The 21212-nt window shown below is 39.0% G+C and carries 10 protein-coding genes; 4 read left to right on the plus strand and 6 right to left on the minus strand.

Features of this window, described 5'->3' with window-relative positions; all coding sequences use genetic code 11:
• Window positions 1-23 precede the first annotated feature (23 nt).
• The 4 genes from ESZ48_RS06775 to ESZ48_RS06790 all read left to right on the plus strand — a co-directional run bounded on the left by ESZ48_RS06775 (window position 24) and on the right by ESZ48_RS06790 (window position 7762).
• A complete protein-coding gene (locus tag ESZ48_RS06775; RefSeq protein WP_129016587.1) occupies window positions 24-1082 on the plus strand; it encodes an efflux RND transporter periplasmic adaptor subunit in 1059 nt (352 codons plus the stop codon).
• Window positions 1083-1091: 9 nt separating this feature from the next.
• On the plus strand, window positions 1092-4181 hold the full coding sequence (locus tag ESZ48_RS06780) for an efflux RND transporter permease subunit (RefSeq protein ID WP_129016588.1): 3090 nt from the start codon (window positions 1092-1094) through the stop codon (window positions 4179-4181).
• Window positions 4168-5487, plus strand: a complete 1320-nt coding sequence (locus tag ESZ48_RS06785; RefSeq protein WP_129016589.1) for a TolC family protein — start codon at window positions 4168-4170, stop codon at window positions 5485-5487. The genes ESZ48_RS06780 and ESZ48_RS06785 overlap by 14 nt, the downstream gene beginning before the upstream one ends.
• A gap of 253 nt (window positions 5488-5740) precedes the next feature.
• Window positions 5741-7762 carry a protein-disulfide reductase DsbD family protein gene (locus tag ESZ48_RS06790; protein WP_129016590.1) on the plus strand — a complete coding sequence of 674 codons (2022 nt, stop codon included), beginning with the start codon at window positions 5741-5743 and terminating at the stop codon, window positions 7760-7762.
• Window positions 7763-7917: 155 nt separating this feature from the next.
• Here ESZ48_RS06790 and ESZ48_RS06795 read toward each other — a convergent pair whose 3' ends face one another.
• The 6 genes from ESZ48_RS06795 to ESZ48_RS06820 form a co-directional block, all read right to left on the minus strand.
• On the minus strand, window positions 7918-10158 hold the full coding sequence (locus tag ESZ48_RS06795; protein ID WP_223266383.1) for an FUSC family protein: 2241 nt from the start codon (window positions 10156-10158) through the stop codon (window positions 7918-7920).
• Window positions 10159-10327: 169 nt separating this feature from the next.
• The gene (locus tag ESZ48_RS06800; RefSeq protein ID WP_129016591.1) at window positions 10328-10894 is read right to left on the minus strand and encodes a hypothetical protein; all 567 of its coding nucleotides are present in this window, start codon (window positions 10892-10894) and stop codon (window positions 10328-10330) included.
• A 61-nt stretch (window positions 10895-10955) separates the two neighbouring features.
• Window positions 10956-14408 (minus strand): pyruvate carboxylase, encoded by a 3453-nt coding sequence (locus tag ESZ48_RS06805; protein WP_129016592.1) that lies wholly within the window; start codon window positions 14406-14408, stop codon window positions 10956-10958.
• 407 nt (window positions 14409-14815) lie between these two features.
• Complete coding sequence (locus ESZ48_RS06810) at window positions 14816-16471, minus strand: serine hydrolase (protein WP_190246210.1); 1656 nt, start codon at window positions 16469-16471, stop codon at window positions 14816-14818.
• A gap of 145 nt (window positions 16472-16616) precedes the next feature.
• Window positions 16617-18530, minus strand: a complete 1914-nt coding sequence (gene htpG / locus ESZ48_RS06815; RefSeq protein WP_129016593.1) for a molecular chaperone HtpG — start codon at window positions 18528-18530, stop codon at window positions 16617-16619.
• A 167-nt stretch (window positions 18531-18697) separates the two neighbouring features.
• Complete coding sequence (locus ESZ48_RS06820) at window positions 18698-21148, minus strand: alpha/beta hydrolase family protein (protein WP_129016594.1); 2451 nt, start codon at window positions 21146-21148, stop codon at window positions 18698-18700.
• Between the last annotated feature and the right edge of the window lie 64 nt (window positions 21149-21212).

A 21212-nucleotide genomic window follows, 5' to 3' on the forward strand; every position in this document is an offset into this window, starting at 1 on the left:
GAATTTATATAACCCATCTTTTAATGAAAAAAAGATACATTATTGTCGCTATTATCATCCTCGGAATAATTGCGCTTATCGTCAATAGAATTACGGTAAATTCTAAAGCTAGTAGTCCGAGAAACGCACCGCGAACAGTTTCTGTGATGAGTGTAGAAGGGAAAATCCTCAAAGCTGAGAAATTTGCTGAAAATCTCACCCTATCCGGCACCTTGGAAGCCAATGAAGAAATTGAACTGCGAAGTGAAGTTTCTGGAATCGTAGAAAGTATTAATTTTGATGAAGGTGCGAAAGTTTCAAAAGGACAAATTCTTTTTCAAGTGAATGATATTGAACTACGAGCTCAATTATCACAAGTAAAAACATCTCAGCAGTTGGCCTCTGAAAATCAAAGAAGAGCCAAACTTTTATTGGACAAACAGGCGATAAGTCAGGAGGAATTTGATGTAGCCAACGCCGATTTTGAATCTGCTCGTGCCCAATCCGATCTTATAGCTGCACAACTTTCAAAAACAACCGTTCGTGCACCTTTTTCAGGAACCATCGGTTTGCGTTCTATATCTAAAGGTTCTTATGTCACACCTTCAACACCAATTGCCAATCTGGTCAATACAAGTCAGCTAAAACTCACCTTTGCCGTTCCAGAAAAATATGTTTCCCGAATGAAAGTTGGTACCGAATTGGTCTTTACAACCTCCGATTCCAAAGAAGAACATACTGCGAAAATTTACGCTATTGAGCCACAAGTGGATATTGCCACAAGAACTTTAAGAATGAGGGCTATTGCGGAGAATAAAGAAGGTAAATTATACCCAGGTACTTTTGCCAATGTCACCTTACCACTTGAAACCGTCAATAACGCTTTATTGGTGCCAACCGAAGCATTAATCCCGATCCAAAACGGAAAGAAGATTTTTGTAAAGGAGCATGGACTGGCCAAAGAAGTTGTGGTTGAAACTGGAGCGAGAACAGCCACTGATGTGCGTGTGCTTTCAGGAATTAAGGTAGGCGATACCATATTAACTTCTGGAGTCATGTCACTCAGAAATGGCACCCCAATAAAAGTGAATTTAAAGAATTAATCCTAACTGATGAGTTTATCTACTTTAAGCATTAAACGTCCTGTATTGGCCATTGTCATGAATTTGACCATAATGCTCTTCGGGATTATTGGTTTCACCTATCTTGGAGTACGGGAATTTCCTTCTATTGATCCTGCACAAATATCTGTAAGTACGAGTTATTCCGGTGCCAATGCTGATATCATCGAATCCCAGATTACAGAACCTCTTGAAAAAGCTATCAATGGTATTGATGGAATTAGAAATATAACCTCCTCCAGTAACCAAGGCTCCAGCCGAATCAGTATTGAATTCAACCTTGATAAAGATCTTGAAGAAGCCGCCAATGATGTTCGTGATAAAGTGTCACAAGCCATACGTAGTTTGCCTCAAGATATTGATGCCGCACCTGTAGTTTCAAAAGCGGACGCCGATTCTCGTGCCATTATTTCCATGACGGTTCAAAGTGATAATAGAAACATTTTGGAGCTGACGGATTATGCGGATAATGTTTTAGCACAGCGTTTGCAAACCATTCCGGGTGTGAGTAGTGTGCAAATTTGGGGACAGCGTAAGTATGCCATGCGCTTATGGATCGATCCCTTAAAATTAGCGTCTTACGGCGTCACCGTTGCCGAAGTGAGAAGAGCATTATTGTCGCAAAACGTCGAATTGCCTTCTGGTAAATTATCCGGTGCAAATACCGAATTGACCATAAAAACCATCGGTAATTTATCTACCGAAGAAGAATTTAACGATATTATCATCTCCTCTGAAGATGGCAAAGTGGTACGTTTCAGTGATATTGGAAAGGCGACCTTGGAAGCTGAAAACATGGAAACCAAGTTGAGCGACTCTGGTCAGCCTATGGTAGCTTTGGCAATTGTACCACAACCTGGAACCAATTATGTGGCCATCGCTGATGCTTTTTATGAAGAATTTGAAAAACTTAAAAAAGATTTACCCGCCGACTTCAAATTAAATATTGTGGTTGATGATACCTTATTCGTCAAACGTGCCATCACTGAAGTTGTTGAAACTTTAGGAATTTCTATTGTTTTGGTCATCTTGGTCATCTTTTTCTTTTTTAGAAACTGGTCCATTGCCATGCGGCCATTGGTTGATATTCCGGTGTCCTTGATTGCGACCTTCTTTATTATGTGGATGTTTGGGTTTTCTATAAATGTATTGACCCTACTTGCTATTGTGCTGGCCACGGGATTGGTGGTTGATGACGGAATTGTGGTCACAGAAAACATCTATAAGAAAGTAGAAGAAGGCATGTCGCCTATTGAAGCCGCGATAAAAGGGTCCAATGAGATTTTCTTTGCAGTCATTTCCATTTCGGTTACCCTGGCAGCAGTTTTTCTTCCTGTAATTTTCTTGGAAGGTTTTGTAGGCCGCTTGTTTAGGGAATTTGGGGTTGTTATAGGCGCCGCCGTTTTAATTTCGGCCTTTGTCTCTTTATCGTTAACGCCTATGTTAAATGCTTACTTGATGAAACCAGGGAAGCAGAATCAAACACGGTTTTATCTCTACACGGAACCTTTTTTCGTAAAAATGAATAATGCCTATGCCAATTCATTAGGTAAATTCTTGAAGAAAAAATGGTGGAGTTTTCCGGTATTGGCTATTTGTATTGTGATGATTGGGGTGTTTTTTAATTTACTTCAAAAAGAAACGGCACCTTACGATGATCGAAGTTATATCGGACTTAACGTCACGGCGCCAGAAGGTGCTTCTTATGAATATATGGATCGGTTTATGACTGAGATCACCGATTTAATAAATGATTCCATTCCAGAGAAAAAGGTGAGTTTGATCATCACTTCTCCAGGTTGGGGATCTTCTTCAGTGAATAGTGGCCGTGCTACAATTTCATTGGTGGATCCAGGTGAGCGTGATCGTTCGCAAAAGGAAATTGCAGAAGATCTCTCCCGATGGACCCGAAACTATGAAAATGCCCGTGTGAGTGTTTCAGAAACTCCAACCATCGCTGTGAATAGGCGAGGAGGGATGCCAATTCAATACATTATCCAAGCACAGAATTTCGAGAAATTACGAGAGGTAATTCCTGAGTTTATGGAAGAGGCCGAAAATAATCCGGTTTTTTCTAACACCGATGTGAATTTGAAATTCAACAAACCTGAAATCTATGTCACCATTGATCGTGAAAAGGCAAAAAGTTTGGGCGTGTCCGTGTTGGATGTTGCGCAAACGTTGCAACTCTCATTAAGTGGCCAACGTTTTGGTTATTTTATGATGAATGGCAAGCAGTACCAAGTGATAGGACAGTTTGACAAGAAGGATCGCAGTAAACCGATGGACCTCACCTCAATGTACGTGAAAAATGATAAAGGCGAATTGATACAGATGGATAATTTAGTAACTACTGAAGAACATAGTAGTCCGCCACAACTTTATCACAACAACCGTTACATGTCGGCCACGGTTTCGGCAAGTTTGGCACCAGGAATGAGTATTAGTGATGGTATTGATGCCATGGAGAGTATTCGTGCGAAGGTTTTGGACGAAACATTCACGACTGATTTGGGTGGTGAATCACGAGATTTCGTGGAAAGTAGTTCAAATACCCTTTTTGCATTTGGATTGGCTTTACTGCTGATATTTTTAATTTTAGCCGCACAATTTGAAAGTTTCATAGATCCATTTATTATTATCCTTACCGTGCCGATGGCTGTTGCTGGAGCCCTATTTTCGCTTTGGTTATTTGGGCAGACCTGGAATATTTTCAGTCAAATTGGTACCATCATGCTAATTGGTTTGGTTACGAAAAATGGGATTTTGATTGTGGAATTTGCCAACCAACTTAGGGAAGAGGGCATACCCAAATACGAAGCCATTCAGAAGGCTTCAGTATCCCGACTCCGTCCAATATTGATGACAAGTTTAACTATTGCCTTGGGGGCGTTGCCAATTGCATTATCAATTGGAGCAGCTTCTACCAGTAGAATTGGCATGGGGGTCGTTATTATTGGAGGCACACTATTTTCGCTTGTTCTGACCTTGTTCGTTATTCCAGCTATTTATATGATGTGGTCCAGAAAGAGAAAACATCATCCAGAATTTGATAAAATTGATACTTATGGAACCGTATAAGCTCTGGCCACTATATCTGAGTCTGTGTTTGGGAATCCTTTCCTTAAACGCACACTCCCAAGAACTATTGACACTTGAAGAGGCGGTAGAAATTGCGTTGGAAAACAATTACGACATTCGTTTGGCAAAAAACGATTTAAAATCTGATTCTCTTGGTGTAAGTCCGGGATTTGCAGGAATGCTCCCGAGAGTTTTTGCCCAGGCCTCCACCAATAACAGTACTCAAAATATCTCCCAAACGCGCTCCAGTGGTGAGGTTATAGAATTGGACAATGCAAAAAATAATAATCTAAGTTATGGCGTAGGATTGGACTGGACTATTTTTGATGGTTTAGGTATGTTTGCGCGCTATGACCAATTGAAGGAACTTGAGAAATTGGGAAAAGCACAATTACAGAGCACCATATTAAATCGGGTGAGTGATGTCATGATCACTTATTATGATTTGGTACAACATCAACAACAATTGGCGGCATTGGACAGTACTTTGGTAATTTCGCGGCAACGCTTAGAGCTTGCGGATAACCGTTTCAGTATTGGTAAAGCTTCAAAGTTGGAGGTCTTAAATGCGCAAGTGGATCTTAATACGGACAAGACCGAACATATCCGACAAAGCGAAGTCTATGCTAATACAAAAATTAGGCTTAACGAAATTATGGCACGAGATCCAGAAACCGATTTTAAAGTTAGGGACGAAGTGTTGATTGAAAGTAATTTGGAGCTTGCACAACTTGAGCGTTTGGCAACATCACAAAATCCTGAATTGCAGGCACAATTGATCAGTAAGCGCATTTCGGAATTGGAATTAAAGCAACTTAAAGGCAATCGCTATCCTAGAATTTCTGCATCAACAGGCTATAATTTCAGCGATTCAGAATCGAGCTTGGGGTTTACCACAAAAAATAATGCCCAAGGTTGGAATTATGGTTTCGCAGCTTCTATCGACATTTTCAACGGTTCCAATCAAAATCGGAATGAAAAAATCGCCAAGCTTCAAATAGAAAATTCAACGCTTGCCATCGCGCAGCAATCTCAGACCATAAAAACGCAATTGCATACCGCATTTCAAACCTATCAAACCAATTTGAGTTTAATTGACTTGGAAACAAGCAACCAGGAAATTGCCAAGGAAAACCTCGATATCACCCTCGCCAAATATAAAATTGGGACCATCCCAACCATCGAGTTCAGAACCGCACAGCTCAACTATATACGCGCCACTTTGCGCATGGCGAATGCAATTTATCAAGCCAAGTTATCAGAAATCACCTTAAAACAACTGGCGGGTAGTTTGTCTTTAAATTAAAATAAATTTGATTTGATTTTCTATGAGATTACAAAGGTTCTAAAGACTTTGTTAAACTCCGTCTGAACCTGTCAAAATAGTATGTCTTCCTTTTTCTTTTAATTACCTTTGCACCTTGATTTTAAAAGTTTCAATATTTTTAACATTTTATTATAAGGGCATTCCACATTAGCAACGTCTTGTTATTAGAGAAGTTACATGTCATGTTTTTTTCTGTTATAAATATTGATAACACCCTAATTAAAACTACCAAATGAGAATTTTCTTGCTTTCCTTTTTACTCGTGTCGTTAACATGGACAACGGTCAGTGCCCAAGTTTTGGAACCTGTAAAATGGTCCACTTCAGTTGAAAAAATATCTGATACTGAGTTTGATCTGATTTCAAGAGCCACTATCGACAGAGGTTGGCACCTGTACTCACAAGATGTTCCTGAGGACGGCCCAATTCCAACGACGTTTACTTATGATACCGGTGCAAATGCTGAACTTATGGGTAATACCCTCGAAGAGGAAGGACGTACCGTTCATGATCCCGTATTCAATATGCGTATTAAGTTTTTTGATGACGCGGCCGAATTCAGACAACGCATCACATTGCTCAACAAAGAACTTTCAATAGTTAAGGGTGAGGTGGAATTTATGGTTTGTGATGATATGCGATGTTTACCACCAAGTTATATCGACTTGAACTTCGATCTAACCAAAGCTAAAAGTTCCGCAGGAACAGACACCGCCGCCTCTGAGAATAGTAGTACATTTAATTTTCAGGAGCCTGTAATGATAGATAGTGATAAAGAAGTCATTGTTACAGAAAGGGAGGAGAAAGAAGCAGAAAACAGTGGTCTTTGGACAATTTTCATTCTTGGAATGGGCGCTGGACTTATCGCATTGTTTACCCCATGCGTTTTCCCATTGATACCCATGACGGTCAGTTTCTTTACCAAACAAAGTCAGAACAAAGCTGAGGGCGTGAAAAATGCCATCATCTATGGCCTTTGTATCATCGTCATCTATGTAATTTTGGGTACTGGTGTTGTGGCCATCTTTGGCGCGAGTGCCATTAATGAGTTCTCCACAAGTGTCACTTTTAACTTACTGTTCTTTTTTATCCTTGTGATATTCGCGGTGTCCTTTTTAGGTGCTTTTGAAATCATGCTCCCACAATCATGGGCAAATAAAATAGACAGTAAAGCTGGAAAAGGCGGATATACAGGTATATTTTTTATGGCCTTGGCGCTTGCGATCGTGTCATTTTCCTGTACCGGACCTTTCGTAGGTAATATTATTGTTCTTTCAGCTACCAAAGGCGGATTGGCACCAATGATTGGGATGTTGGGCTTTTCAATCGCCTTGGCATTGCCGTTTGGATTGTTTGCAGCATTTCCAGGATGGTTGAACTCACTTCCAAAATCTGGAGGTTGGTTAAACACGGTTAAAGTGGTTTTAGGATTTTTGGAACTGGCATTTGCCTTCAAGTTCCTTTCCCAAGCAGATCTGGTGCTACAATTGCATTTCTTGGAGCGTGAGGTTTTCATCGCCATTTGGATTGCTATTTTTGGAGCCTTGGCATTTTACCTTTTCGGAAAGATCAAATTACCACATGATTCGCCGTTGACCCATATTTCCGTAGGACGTTTGAGCCTTGGTTTGTTGGTACTGAGTTTTACTATTTATATGATCCCAGGCCTTTGGGGCGCGCCTCTTAATTTGATCAGTGCCTTCCCACCACCATTGGATTATTCTGAGTCGCCTTATGGTGTTGGTAATTCCAAAACTGGAGGAGGGTTTAGTTCGGGTGATGCCCAGGTACTTCCTGATGGCGGACATCTTTTGGCACCACACCAAATTTTGGCCTTCAATGATTATGATAAAGGTATGGCCTACGCCAAGGAAGTCGGCAAGCCAGTGATGTTAGACTTTACAGGTTGGGCCTGTGTAAACTGTAGAAGGATGGAACAGAACGTTTGGCCAAATGACCAAGTGCTCAATATTCTTAAGAATGAAGTGGTGTTGATTTCCTTATATGTTGATGATAAGCGAAAGCTTGAGGACGATGAGATCGTGGAATCGCAATTGAGACCGGGCAAACAGTTGAAGTACATCGGGCAGAAATGGAGCGAGTTCCAGACTATAAGATATAAAACAAACACGCAGCCTTTCTATGTGTTGATAGGACATGATGAGGAAAATCTTAATGATCCAGTGGGTTATACTCCAAATGCTCAGGAATACCTTGAGTGGATGAGAGAAGGCGTAGGTGCCTATGAGAAATAAGGCATAAATCCGTTATTTTGAAAAGCAGCAACGTAGATTGATTTTCATGTTTCAATCAATTGCTATGCATATATAAATATCAAAACCACTTCATTTTAAATGAAGTGGTTTTTTTAGTGAAATTCAAATCAGAATGATTAACCGAATGTTAACTTTTATAGAACCTCATGATATTTTGAAGTTGCTTTCCTTAGATTTTCAGAAAGCGTCTTTAACCAAATCAACTGATTGGCAATTAAATAAGCTTCCTGCAGATTGTGAAGCGTTTCTGTGTCCAATTCCGTGTGGCCATTTTGAATGTTTTCGTCACGCATTCTGGATAAGCTATAATAGGTTTCCATTAGCTTTTCTTGAGCTTCTTCAATATCGATAGTGATCGTTTCACAGTCGGCTTTAACCTCATTTAAAATGGAACAGGAAGCTTCAAGCGTATTGGCTATTCTCAAAATTATGGCATCAAACTCTTTGGAGGCCGGAGTCGTTTGATGGTTGATGATAAAACTGCCTATAGATGCAATAGCTGATACCATGGTTTGATTTAAGGTCACCATGCCATAGATCAGTTGAAATTCTTTTTGCTTCGATTTTGGATCTTGAGTCAATCTTTGGAAGGCAGCGTTCAAATTACTGATGGCCAAAAAGGCTTCCTTTCGTGCTAATTTATAAGACAGTTCATTTTTAGTTTTATCATAATATAATTCTTGGGTGGCTAAAAGATATTTTCTATTCTTGTTCAAAGCATCCACAAGTACATTTTTTAAATTTGAGGCTTCCCAACTTGGCCATAAAGTATAATTGGCAACAACGGCAATACCGGCACCAAGGATAGTGTCAATCACTCGGTATTGAATCACTTGAAACGCATCAGGATTGATAAGCGAATACACAAATATGATATTGATGGTAATCAGGGCTGCTGCCGATTTAAAATTCTGCTGTATCAATGAAAAAGCCAAGGTTAACGAAATGATCGCTAAAATCGCATAAACGATTACATTTTGAGTCAGTAATACGATGCCAATAGCGATGGCGGCACCAATGAGCGTCCCAATAATTCGGTCTTTAGAACGCTCTTTGGTCAAGCCATAATTGGGTCGCATGATCACAATAATGGTCAGGAGAATCCAATAGGTGTTTCTGATATCCAAAAGAGTTCCCAAGATAAAGGCGAAAATAATCGCCACTGTAAAGCGGAGGGCATGCCTGAACAAGGTGGAATTCCAACTGAAGTTTTGAAAAATAACATTCAGGCGATACTCTTGAAGCGTTAAAAATTGACTCGTATTCTGACGTTTTAAGGACACTTTTGATGCATCCTCAACATTTGCCATGACCCTTCGAATAGCGTTGATTTCATCGAAGATGTTTTCTTGATAATCATACAGATTTCGAAGTACTAATGCACCATCACGAGCCTTTGGTAATTGGATATCCTCAACATATTCAGAAATTGCCTCTTTGGCTTTTGACAACGCATTTATTAAAGCGTCGCTTTCAGGGATTTTGTCATTTTGAATCAGTAACTCAGATAAAGTGATCAAATGGTTTCCCATAACTTTATTGAGCTTTTTGGCAGAATTGAGATGTTTTCTGTCGCTAAATAAACGGTCTATTTCATTATAATCTAAGTGTTTGGCTTCAATGATCTCGAAAATATTAACTGAAGAAATGAAGATTAAAAGATGTTTTTCATCATAATGGGAACGTCCGGAACGTTTACGTTCCAAAAGAAGTAGTTCCCTTAAAGTTTCGTGTTTTTCATTGATTTGGCTTTGCAGGACAAAGGCTTGCTGAATGAAAGCTTGTCGTTCTGTCCTTTTGGTTAACAACCGTGCTCTTAATTTTAAATACTCCCCAATTAGAGATAGGCTGTCAGACAAAAACTGGATTTCATCTTTTTTTGGCGATAGTTTCCTGAATAGATAAGAAATGAGCAAATACCAAAGTCCGCCACAACCAATCAGTAACACATGGGATAAAATTTCAATTGGCGTTTCTTTTTGAACCGCAAAAGCCAGCACCATGGCCAATAATCCAGAAAGAGATACCATAGACGCCCTAAATCCATAAACAGAAATAAAGGAAACAAAAAACGAAATAACGGCCAAGGCTACAATAATAAGTGGGAGGTAAGGCTTACAGAATAGAATGGTTGCTGTAATGAGCATGGTTAGACCAGTGCTAATTAAAATAGCATTGACTTTCCGTTTTAAACTTCCAGGGATGTCTCCAGGCGCATTTAAAAAAGCACCCATAACAATGGCAGGTGCAAACTCAAAATAGCCCAAAAGATATAGGACAACTAAAGGCGTTACCACGGCAAAGGTCAGTCTTAGACCTCTGTAAAAATGGGAGCCTTTAAAAAAAAGTTCTATAGTTGTGAGAAGTGCTTTCAATGGTTTGTACGATTCGCTGCAAAGGTAAACTAATTGATTTGTTCTAATTCAATGCTGAAGTTATTTTAAAGTTATCGGTTCTGGAATTCTAACAAAGAAAAAACCACTTCTTGCTTGGAAGTGGTTATAAATGTTTATTTTTTTCGATTATGATTGAAATGCAATTAGATTAATCTGTGCTTCCCCATGGTGCACCTGGTGATTCTACTTCCTTGGTAAGATCAAATTTTACAGAAAACAATCTGTCGGAACCTATCCTGCGTAGATTGTAGGTGAGAGAACTGTCATCTACCGTTATCCACCACACGTTATTAGCGGCATGAGCCAAGAGATTTGCGGTAAACTGATCTGCCGGAAAGAATTGGATATCAGCTCGACCTGTGTTTGGACTGAGCCCGCCGTATTGGGTAACATCATCATCAGAGCCGTCAGTCTTTCTATGGTCGTGTTTTAAAAGGATTAAATTATCGTCGCCCATCGTCAAAACCCAAGTACGCGATTTGTCATCGCCTACAAAAAATGGAATTCTGAGTACATTGTCCTCACAACTACGTACGTTCATGACTAATTTTTCTCCTGTAAAACCATCGCCTTCTTTTCCTCCAGCTATAATTTCGCCTTCATAAGATTTTCCGCAGTGAGTTTTAAGGGTGTCCCAAAATTGAACAGATCCCGGTGCCTCCTGTGCCATCATATGGAACGGTACCACCAATAAAATAAAAAGTAATTTTTTCATGCTTCCAAGATATGTAATTAATTTTAAGTTGGCAATCCAATTAAATTTTCAATCCCCAAAATTATTCCACCGTTAAAATCAAATCATCCTGCATCACCATCGTGCCTTCTTTAATGGTGATGGATTTTACTTTTCCTGCCTTAAATGCCGTTACTGTAGTTTCCATTTTCATTGCTTCAATGATGAACAATGGATCATTTTCTTTGACTTTTTGTCCTCTTTTCACCAACACTTTATATAATGAACCTTGTAAAGGTGCACCGATTTGAGTGGTATCTGCTGGATCAATCTTCTCATGGGTTTCTTTTTTGATATTGAGTGATCTGTCCAAAACTTCTACCAAGCGGTTTTCACCATTTACTTTAAAGAAAACAATTCTGACACCTTCCTCATTCGGAATACCTACAGAAAGTAATCTGACAATAATCGTTTTTCCAGGTTCAAGCTCAATTAGAATTTCTTCACGCTGCTTCATGCCATAGAAGAAATTCTTGGTGGGCACCAAACTTAAATTACCATACAGTTTATAATTCTCGTGCGCCTGTTCAAAGACTTTCGGATATAAGGTGTAGGATAAGAAATCTTCAATTTCAATGGCTCTGGTAAAGCCTTTTTGGAATTTCTTTTTGAAGGCATCATATTCCGCATCAAAATCTATGGGCTCCAAATGGGCATTCGGTCTATCGGTATAAGGCTTGTGATTTCGTAAAATGATTCTCTGTAATTTCTTTGGAAAGCCACCGGTAGGTTGACCTAAATCGCCTTTAAAGAAATTGATGACTGATTCTGGGAATGAAATTTCCCCACCGCGTTCCATCACATCCTCTGGGGTGAGGTTATTGGTGACCATAAAAATCGCCATATCACCAACCACTTTAGAACTTGGGGTAACTTTTATCAAGTTCCCAAACATGGTATTCACCTTGGCGTACATTTTTTTGACCTCGTCAAACCGATCTCCTAAACCTAAAGCAATTGCCTGTGGTCGTAAATTGGAATACTGACCGCCAGGAATCTCGTGTTGAAATACTTCGGCTGTTCCTGCTTTTAATCCTGATTCAAAAGGATAATAGAGTTCACGGGTATCTTCCCAAAAGTTTGAGAACTGGTTTAAGGTATTCATATCAAAGTCGTGCGCCCTTGGTTGACCTTTCATCATCTCCACAACGGCGTTAAAATTTGGTTGTGAAGTCAATCCCGACAAGCCTCCCAAAGCCACATCAACCACATCTACGCCAGCTTCGATGGCTTTAAGGTAAGTTGCGGTTTGTAAAGACGAAGTGTCATGCGTATGCAAATGGATGGGCAGCTTGACCGTATCTTTTAATGCGCCCACCAATTCCGTTGCTGCATAAGGTTTCAGCAATCCCGCCATATCTTTAATGGCAATCATATGTGCTCCAGCATTTTCAAGGTCTTTCGCTAATTGGGTATAGTATTTAAGCGTGTATTTGGTTTCGTTGACATCTAAAATATTGCCTGTATAACTGATAGCAGCTTCCGCAATCCCTCCAGTTTTATTTCTCACATAATTGATGCTTGGTTCCATGGCTTTGACCCAATTAAGGGAATCAAAGATTCTGAAAATATCGACACCATTTTCCCAAGATTTTTCTACAAATTTTTCAATGAGATTATCTGGGTAAGCTTTATACCCAACGCCATTACTGCCACGGAGCAACATTTGAAACAAAATGTTTGGAACGGCTTTTCGCAATTCGCGCAAGCGTGTCCAAGGACTTTCATGTAAAAAACGAAGACAGACATCAAATGTCGCACCTCCCCAAACTTCCATGCTAAAAGTGTTGGGATGATTTTTTGCAAAACTTTCGGCAACTTTCATCATATCAAAAGTTCGCATACGTGTAGCGAGCAGCGATTGGTGTGCATCGCGCATGGTGGTGTCCGTATAATGAATTTTTGTATCGTTTTTGATCCACTCACAGAATTTCTCAGGACCCATTTCCGTTAACATATCTTTTGTGCCTTTCGGATGCGGTGCAGCCAGATTGAATTTTGGCACTTTCGGATTTCTGAAAACTTTATTATCCTCTTTATGTTTTACATCAGAATTACCGTTGACAATTACTTCAGCCAAAAACTGAGTGACTTTGGTTGTTCTGTCTTGTGGTAATTTGATCTGGAATAGGGAAGGCGTGTTCTGGATGAAATTGACCGTTACTTTTCCTTCTTTAAACGTATCATGTAGGATTACATTTTGTAAAAAGTGAATGTTGGTGTTTACGCCTCTAATCCGGAATTCTTTTAAGGCACGCACCATTTTACGAACGGCACCATCTAAAGTTCTACCGTGAGCAGAAACCTTAACCAGCATCGAATCAAAAAACGGACTCACGTTGTATCCCTGGTAAATACTTCCTGCATCCAATCGGATTCCCATTCCTGAGGCACTTCTATAAGTGGTTATCGTGCCGTAATCTGGTGTAAAATTATTCCCAGGGTCTTCTGTGGTCAGTCGGCATTGTAACGCAAAACCGTAAGTTTTTAAAGATTCTTGTTCGTAGATCTTGATTTGTTGGTCTGATAATTTATAGCCTCCAGCAATAAAAATCTGGGTTTTTACCAAATCAATTCCCGTCACCATCTCCGTAACGGTATGTTCTACTTGAATCCGCGGATTGACTTCAATAAAAAAGACATTATCTTCCTTATCTACCAAAAACTCGACGGTTCCGATATTATTATAATTGACTTCCGTAGCAATATCTACGGCGTACTTATAAAGTTCTTGTTTGACTTTTTCAGAAACGTTATGAGAAGGTGCAATCTCCACCACTTTTTGGTGTCGGCGCTGTACCGAGCAATCGCGTTCAAACAAATGGCGGATGCTACCGTGATTATCGGCTACAATCTGTACTTCAATATGTTTTGGATCTTCCACATACTTTTCGAGGAACATCGTGTCATCACCAAAAGCATTTTCCGCTTCATTTCGAGCAGAATCGAAATTCTGCTCTAAATCCTCATCTTTTCTGATGATGCGCATCCCGCGTCCACCACCACCCGAAGCAGCTTTTAGCATCAAAGGATAGCCTATGCTTTTTGCTTCTGATAAAGCAACTTTTAATGAGGTCAATTTCTTTTTATTGCTTTCAATAATTGGTACTTTACATTTTACGGCAATTTTCTTAGCAGTAATTTTGTCGCCCAAGCTATCCATGACTTCCGGTGTTGGTCCGATGAAAATGATGCCGTTCTGTGCACATTTTCGGGCAAATTCTGAATTTTCAGAGAGAAAACCATAACCAGGGTGAATGGCATCAACGTTCTTGGACTTTGCCAAAGCGATGATCTCATCCATATCCAAATACGGTTTTAAAGGCTGATTATTTTCACCAATTTGGTAGGATTCATCCGCTTTATTGCGATGTTGTGAATAGCGATCTTCATAGGTATAGACTGCAACTGTAGCGATGTTTAATTCTGTACAGGCGCGCATCACGCGAATGGCAATTTCTCCTCTGTTGGCAATAAGTACCTTTTTTATTTTCATTTTTCGATAGTATATGATGATGTGTGGATCTTTTATGGATGTAGACTTCCTGAAGTAGAGCTGTCAGATATTATGTCCAAAACAGCTTTTAGGGAAAGTTGTTGTTTTGTTGGAACTGAGCTTTTCGTCCACCGAATCCTACGATTCCTTCGAAGATAATTTTTAAATTATTCAAAAACAAAAAGTAGGCTTAAAAATAGCAGGTAATAAAATTTTGAAGTGGTTTGAGGTTGAGCTTATTATTTTCTGCATTAAGAGGAAAAATGTGTGGTTTACTTTAAAGCGATATTTAGCAAAATTGTAGAATTAATGCTGAGAGATAAAAAAAACCACTTCATTTGAGGTGGTTTTAATCTTAATTGAACGCGATAAGGTTGAAGATTGAATTGGTATTTATTTTAAGATGGTCATTCAATTTTTTTGCCTGGGATTTCTCTCCCATTTTGAAATAAAATTAAATCTATAATCTTGTCCTTCTCATTTCTATTGAACACCAATTGTGCGTCAACAACTTTAAGAAAAAAGACATCTGGTTTTTCTGCAAACATTTCAAAAGAAGGCTGTCCTGTGAGTTGACCAAAAATTCTGTTTTCCTTGGTGGTAATTTCCAAAACCATTGTGGGTGCCAGTCCATATTTTCCCACATACTGTTCTAAAGCCATAGGAGGTAAGGTTGTTTCTACTTTAACAGTAGGTGGTATTCGGTCCGTTATAATTCCGGGATAGGCGTTGCCATCCGTTATAAAATTGATCTCTTTAACGCCATTGTTATCGGAAAACGTGTAGGATTGCGTTCCGTCCTCAAAAATATAATGTGATGGCGTTAATGGATAAAGTTTAAATTTTGGTCTGCCTTCACGTTGACTATAAAGTTGGTCGCCTTCAAGGGTTATAAATCGGATCACGTCATTTTCAAATTTGTAAGTGCCAATCCACTTCTTAAGCTCGCTTTCAGAGAGTTTTATGGCATCTTTTTTATCTGGAAATGGTTTTCCAATAACAATGGATGCGATTTTAGCTGTTAATTTTGAAATGTTCTTACAATCGCAATTGGTAAGTCCTGTAACGAAAATATTCTCTTGAGGAAGAAAGATTCCCATTGAGGTATATCCAAAAATGCCGCCGCCATGGTGAATGCTGGGCGAACCGTTGATATTGCCTTCTTCCAATCCGAATCCATATGGGATATGTGTGCCATCATTTAATGTGCTTCCGTGAATTGCCATTTCGTAGCTGTCACTTTTGATTAATGTATGATTGGTGAGCGCATTTTGCCATTTAAGTAAATCTCCCGTGGTAGATAATATGGAGCCTGCTGAGTAAGGAATTGTCAAACTCAAATACTCAGCATTTTCGTAACCGTTTTCAATTTCAGAATATCCAGAGGCGCGGTTTATGATAATATCTTTTTTGCTGCCAGGGTTGGTGGCATTCATTTTTAGTGGTTTAAAAATATTATTTTCTAGAAATTTGGCGTAGGTGTCGCCAGAAATAATTTCGATGATATAACCCAGCAACACATAGCCGGAGTTGTTGTATTTGTATTGATCTCCCGGCTCAAAATCCATAGATTCATTTTTGAATACTTCAATCAATTCCTTCGGAGTCATATCAATCTTAGCACGGGTTTTGAAATTTGGCATTCCTGTGTAACTCTTAATCCCTGAAGTATGATTTAATAAATGACGAATGGTGATTTTTTTTCCTTGCGTTGGATAATCGGGCATATACTTTGTAATCTCATCTTCAAGGTTAAGTTTGCCCTGTTCTGCCAGTATCAAAATGGAAACTGCGGTAAATTGTTTGGTCATGGATCCAATTTCAAACACGTTATTTGGGGTCATAGGAACATTCAATTCCAAATTTGCCATTCCAAACGCTTTTTGATAAATAGGTTGACCGTCTTTGGAAACTAAAAAAGAAACGCCTGGACCATTAACAGGATATTCGGATTTGAGGTAATCATCTACCTCGTTTTTGAAATCTTGAGCGATTGTTGAAGACACGCTCATCAGCGTCATTGCAAAGGCAAAAAAGCCTTTAAGGATTCGTTTTGTTGTCATAATAATTGAATTTTATTGGATACATCTTTTAGATATTATTATGACGATTAACGACGTATTTGGTTACAATAAAAAAACCATCCCGCTTTTGACAGGATGGTTTTGATCTTAAGAATTAATTGTAAAAGCGAAATGCTCTTGATTCTTACTTTATCATCTCATAAGAACGTTTGATGAATTCGCTCAGTTCTTTTCCTTTTAACAAGCCTTGAGACAGACGTGCTAGATCTAAACTTTGAGAAATCAATCGCTCTTGTTTTTTCTTGGTTTTGGTGCTTAATATTTCACCCACCAATTCAGAGTTGGTGTTGACTACCAAGTTGTACATGTCTGGCATATTGCCCATTCCAAACATGCCGCCACCGCCAGTTGCTTGCATCTCTTTCATACGACGCATAAACTCTGGTTGGGTGATGATGAATGGTGACGCATCACTATCCATAGCTTCCAATTGAACCATGAACTTTTCTGAAGGAATTGCTTCTTTCAAAATAGTTTCTAATTCTTTTTGCTCGTCCTCAGATAGTTTTGAAATTTTAGTATCGTCTTTCTTGATCAAATTATCAATATGATCAGCATCCACACGTGCAAAAGTGATGTTCTCCTTAGTAGATTCCATTTTTTGCATCAAGTGACTGATGATTGGCGAATCCAATAACAACACTTCATACCCTTTGGCTTTAGCCGCTTCCGTGTAACTGTGTTGTGCATCTTCATTGGACGCATATAAAATGACCAATTTGCCATCTTTATCCGTTTGATTATCCTTGATTTTGTCAAATAATTCTTGATACGTGTAATATTTGCCATCAACCGTTGGATAGAGAGCAAATGCATCTGCTTTTTCAAAGAACTTGTCTTCAGAAAGCATCCCGTATTCAATTACAATCTTGATATCATTCCATTTTTTCTCGAAATCCTCACGGTTTTCATTGAATAATGATTTCAACTTATCTGCCACTTTACGGGTGATGTAGGAAGATATTTTCTTCACAGCACCATCGGCTTGCAAATAACTACGTGAAACGTTTAATGGAATGTCTGGAGAATCGATTACCCCTCTCAACATGGTCAAGAATTCAGGAACGATACCCTCTACATTATCCGTAACAAATACCTGATTTTGGTACAATTGGATCTTATCTTTTTGAATGTTCAAATCGCCCGTCATTTTTGGGAAATATAAAATCCCTGTCAAATTGAACGGATAATCTACATTTAAATGGATATGGAATAACGGCTCCTCAAACTGCATTGGGTACAATTCTCTGTAAAAAGAGTTGTAGTCCTTGTCTTCTAACTCGGTAGGCAATTTAGTCCACGCAGGGTTTGGATTGTTGATAATATTGTCAACAGTGATTTTCTTTTGAGGCTCCTTAGTTTCTTTTCCGTCCTTATCTTTTTTGGTTTCAGGTTTGTGATCTGGATCATTGACTTCCTTAGTTCCAAATTTGATTGGAATAGGCATGAACTTATTGTACTTGGTCAATAACTCACGGATCTTAGATTCTTCCAAAAACTCAAGAGAATCATCTGCAATGTGAAGGATGATTTCTGTCCCGCGTTCTGTTTTGCTGTCTTTCTCTAAAGTGAATTCTGGAGAGCCATCACAAGTCCAACGTGCACCCTCTGTATCTTCTAAGTAAGATTTAGTTACGATTTCAACTTTCTCTGCCACCATAAAAGCGGAATAGAAACCTAAACCAAAATGTCCGATGATCCCTGAATCTTTTCCAGCATCTTTATATTTGTCCAAGAACTCTTCAGCTCCTGAAAAAGCGATTTGGTTAATGTACTTTTCAACTTCTTCCGCAGTCATCCCAATCCCTTGGTCAATGATGTGGAGTTTTTTGCCTTCCTTATCGATTTTGACTTCGATTTTTGGATTGCCATATTCTACTTTTGCCTCACCAATATTGGTTAAGTGCTTTAATTTTAAAGTGGCATCTGTAGCATTACTGATTAACTCACGTAAAAATATTTCGTGATCACTGTATAAGAACTTCTTAATCAGTGGAAAGATGTTCTCTACCGAAACATTAATATTCCCTTTTGTCATAATTTATAATTTTTGTCATTCCCCCGAAGGAGGGAATCTTAGACAGTTGAACTTAAATTTTATAACCATGTAGTAGTCAACAAAAATGCCAATCCAACATTTATGACAAGATGGCATAAAAAAAGCCATTCCGTTTAAGAATGGCTTTTATAGAATGATTGAGCTTTTTAATTTTTTATACTTTCCGTCGCTTTGATAGGATTATCTTTCTTTTTATTCTTCACATAGGTTTCCAACCATTGGTCTTGTTCCCATAACATGTGCATAACGGATTCCTTAGCGCTATAGCCATGACTTTCGTTAGGCAACATCACTAATCTTACAGGTGCTCCCAAACCTTTCAGTGCGTTGAAATAACGCTCACTTTGCATTGGGTAAGTACCGGCATTGTTATCTGCTTCACCGTGAATCAACAATAATGGCGTTTTCATGGTGTTGGCATTCATGAAAGGAGACATGGTGTTATAAACATCTGGAGCTTCCCAGTAGTTGCGCTCTTCACTTTGAAATCCGAAAGGCGTCAAAGTTCTATTATAAGCGCCACTTCTGGCGATACCGGCAGCAAATAAATTGGAATGTGATAGTAAGTTTGCCGTCATAAACGCTCCATAAGAATGTCCGCCAACCGCCACACGGTCACGATCAATATAACCCATGGCATCAACCGCATCAATGGCTGCTTTAGCATTGCCTACCAATTGTTTGACAAAGGTGTCGTTAGGTTGTTCATCGCCTTCTCCAACAATTGGGAATGCTGCATCATCTAAAACCACGTAGCCTCTGGCAACCCAAAATAAAGGTGAACCGTAAGATGGATAGGTGAATTCATTGGAGTTTGAAGTGTTTTGACCAGCACTGTTTTTGTCTTTATACTCACGCGGATATGCCCACATGATCATCGGATATTTTTCTCCTTCTTTATAATCTGTTGGTAAGTATAAAGTTCCAGTTAATGGCAATCCATCATCACGTTTGTAGGTGATGACTTCCTTATGGACGTCTTGCAAACTTTTGAATGGATTCTCAAATTGTGTCAAGGGTTGTAACCCGATACGTTTTTTGATGTTTCTGATATAATAGTTGGGATATTCGTTTTTGGATTCAATTTGAACAACGAATTCTCCTGCCTTGGCATCTAAAGCAGAAACAATGTTCTCCACTTTTTCAGTCAACTTCGATTGGTAAAGACGTTCTGTTTTTTGCGATTTAAGATTTATTTCGTCAATAAAAGGAAATTGCCCTTCAGCACTAAAACCATCACCAATTAAATAAGCTTTTCCATCATTCAGGTCTAAAACTGATTCGTCATAAGCATTCAGAGTAGTTACGAAGTTTCCAGGATCACTATAGACATCTTGATAATTTCTATCCGATAGAACTTTTGGAGCCTTACTCGCATTTGATGGGTCGAACAAATAGGTTCTTGTATTTCTGCTGTTCCACCATCTATCATAAGCAATGGCGGTATTCTCGTTACCCCAACGGATACCTGCAAAACGGTCCTTAGTTTTTAAAATGGATTGTTTTTTTGCTGTAAACGGCGCTTTTTGTTGGAATACTTCATCTCTAAAAGGAACATCCTTAGCAGGGTCGCCTCCGTCCAAAGCTTCCGTCCACACCAAGGTTGAAGGGTGGTCATTACGCCAGTTTAAACTGCGCATCCCAGTGCGTTCTGCCATAAATCCTTGTGGTAAATCTTCAATAAGTGGTACTTCCAATACTTTCTTAACTAAGGTGCCATTGGCATCATATATAGTCGTGGTTGATGGGAATCTACTATAAGGTACCAAATAGGAAAATGGTTTGTTGATGGTGGTGATCATCACATATTTGCCGTCAGGAGAAAAATTTAGATTTTGGTAAATATCTGTAGATTTCCAGTTGGAAGACGATCCATCCAAATTCACTTTTTGAATCTCAGACAATGCCAATTGTTCAAAGTTATATTCGTCGTTTGGATTTTTTAGTAAATCTTGATAGGTTCTGTTTTGAGCTTTTACACCCGCTTCACTTACAGAAATTGTTGGTCCTTCAGGCACTGATTTTTTTGGGTCAATCAATTCCTTTTTTGACGAAGGAAGTGTTTGTACCAACAAATAATTGCTGTCTTTAGACCACGTATAAGGTCTCCCCATATTGGCGTTGAGGTTGTCTTCTGTTATTTTCTTTGCCTGTGCAGTGTTGATATCTACATACCATAATTCAACTCCTTTTGATGTGGTATTTGTAAAGGCAGCGTAATTTTGGTTAGGAGACCATGATAAATAAGCATAGCGTCCGTTTTCTGGCATTCCTGAAATGTTTTGCGGATCCCCATCTCTACCTTTTCTTATTTTAAAGTCGGTATAATAGGTCGTTCTACTCCCAATATTTGTTACCGGATTTATTCTCAATCCGCCAAGGCGCATTTCAGTCTCAGAAAGCTCCTCGATGGATTTGAAATTGCTTCTGTAAAGAAAAATAATGTTTTCGCCTTTGCGGTCCATGCTAATACGGGGTGCCAAAGGTGCTTCGGCAAGATTCAGGATGCTTGGATCAGGTTTTTGATAAGATAAATTGACTTGTCCATAACTAAATAGGGACAACAAAAAGGTAAAACTTAGTAATAATGCTCTCATTATGGATTGAATTTTAGTTAAAGCTTTAAAAATACTCAAAACAAGCATGGTTGATCGTCAAATA

It is taken from the genome of Gelidibacter gilvus, from assembly GCF_004115975.1.
GTDB lineage: Bacteria > Bacteroidota > Bacteroidia > Flavobacteriales > Flavobacteriaceae > Gelidibacter > Gelidibacter gilvus.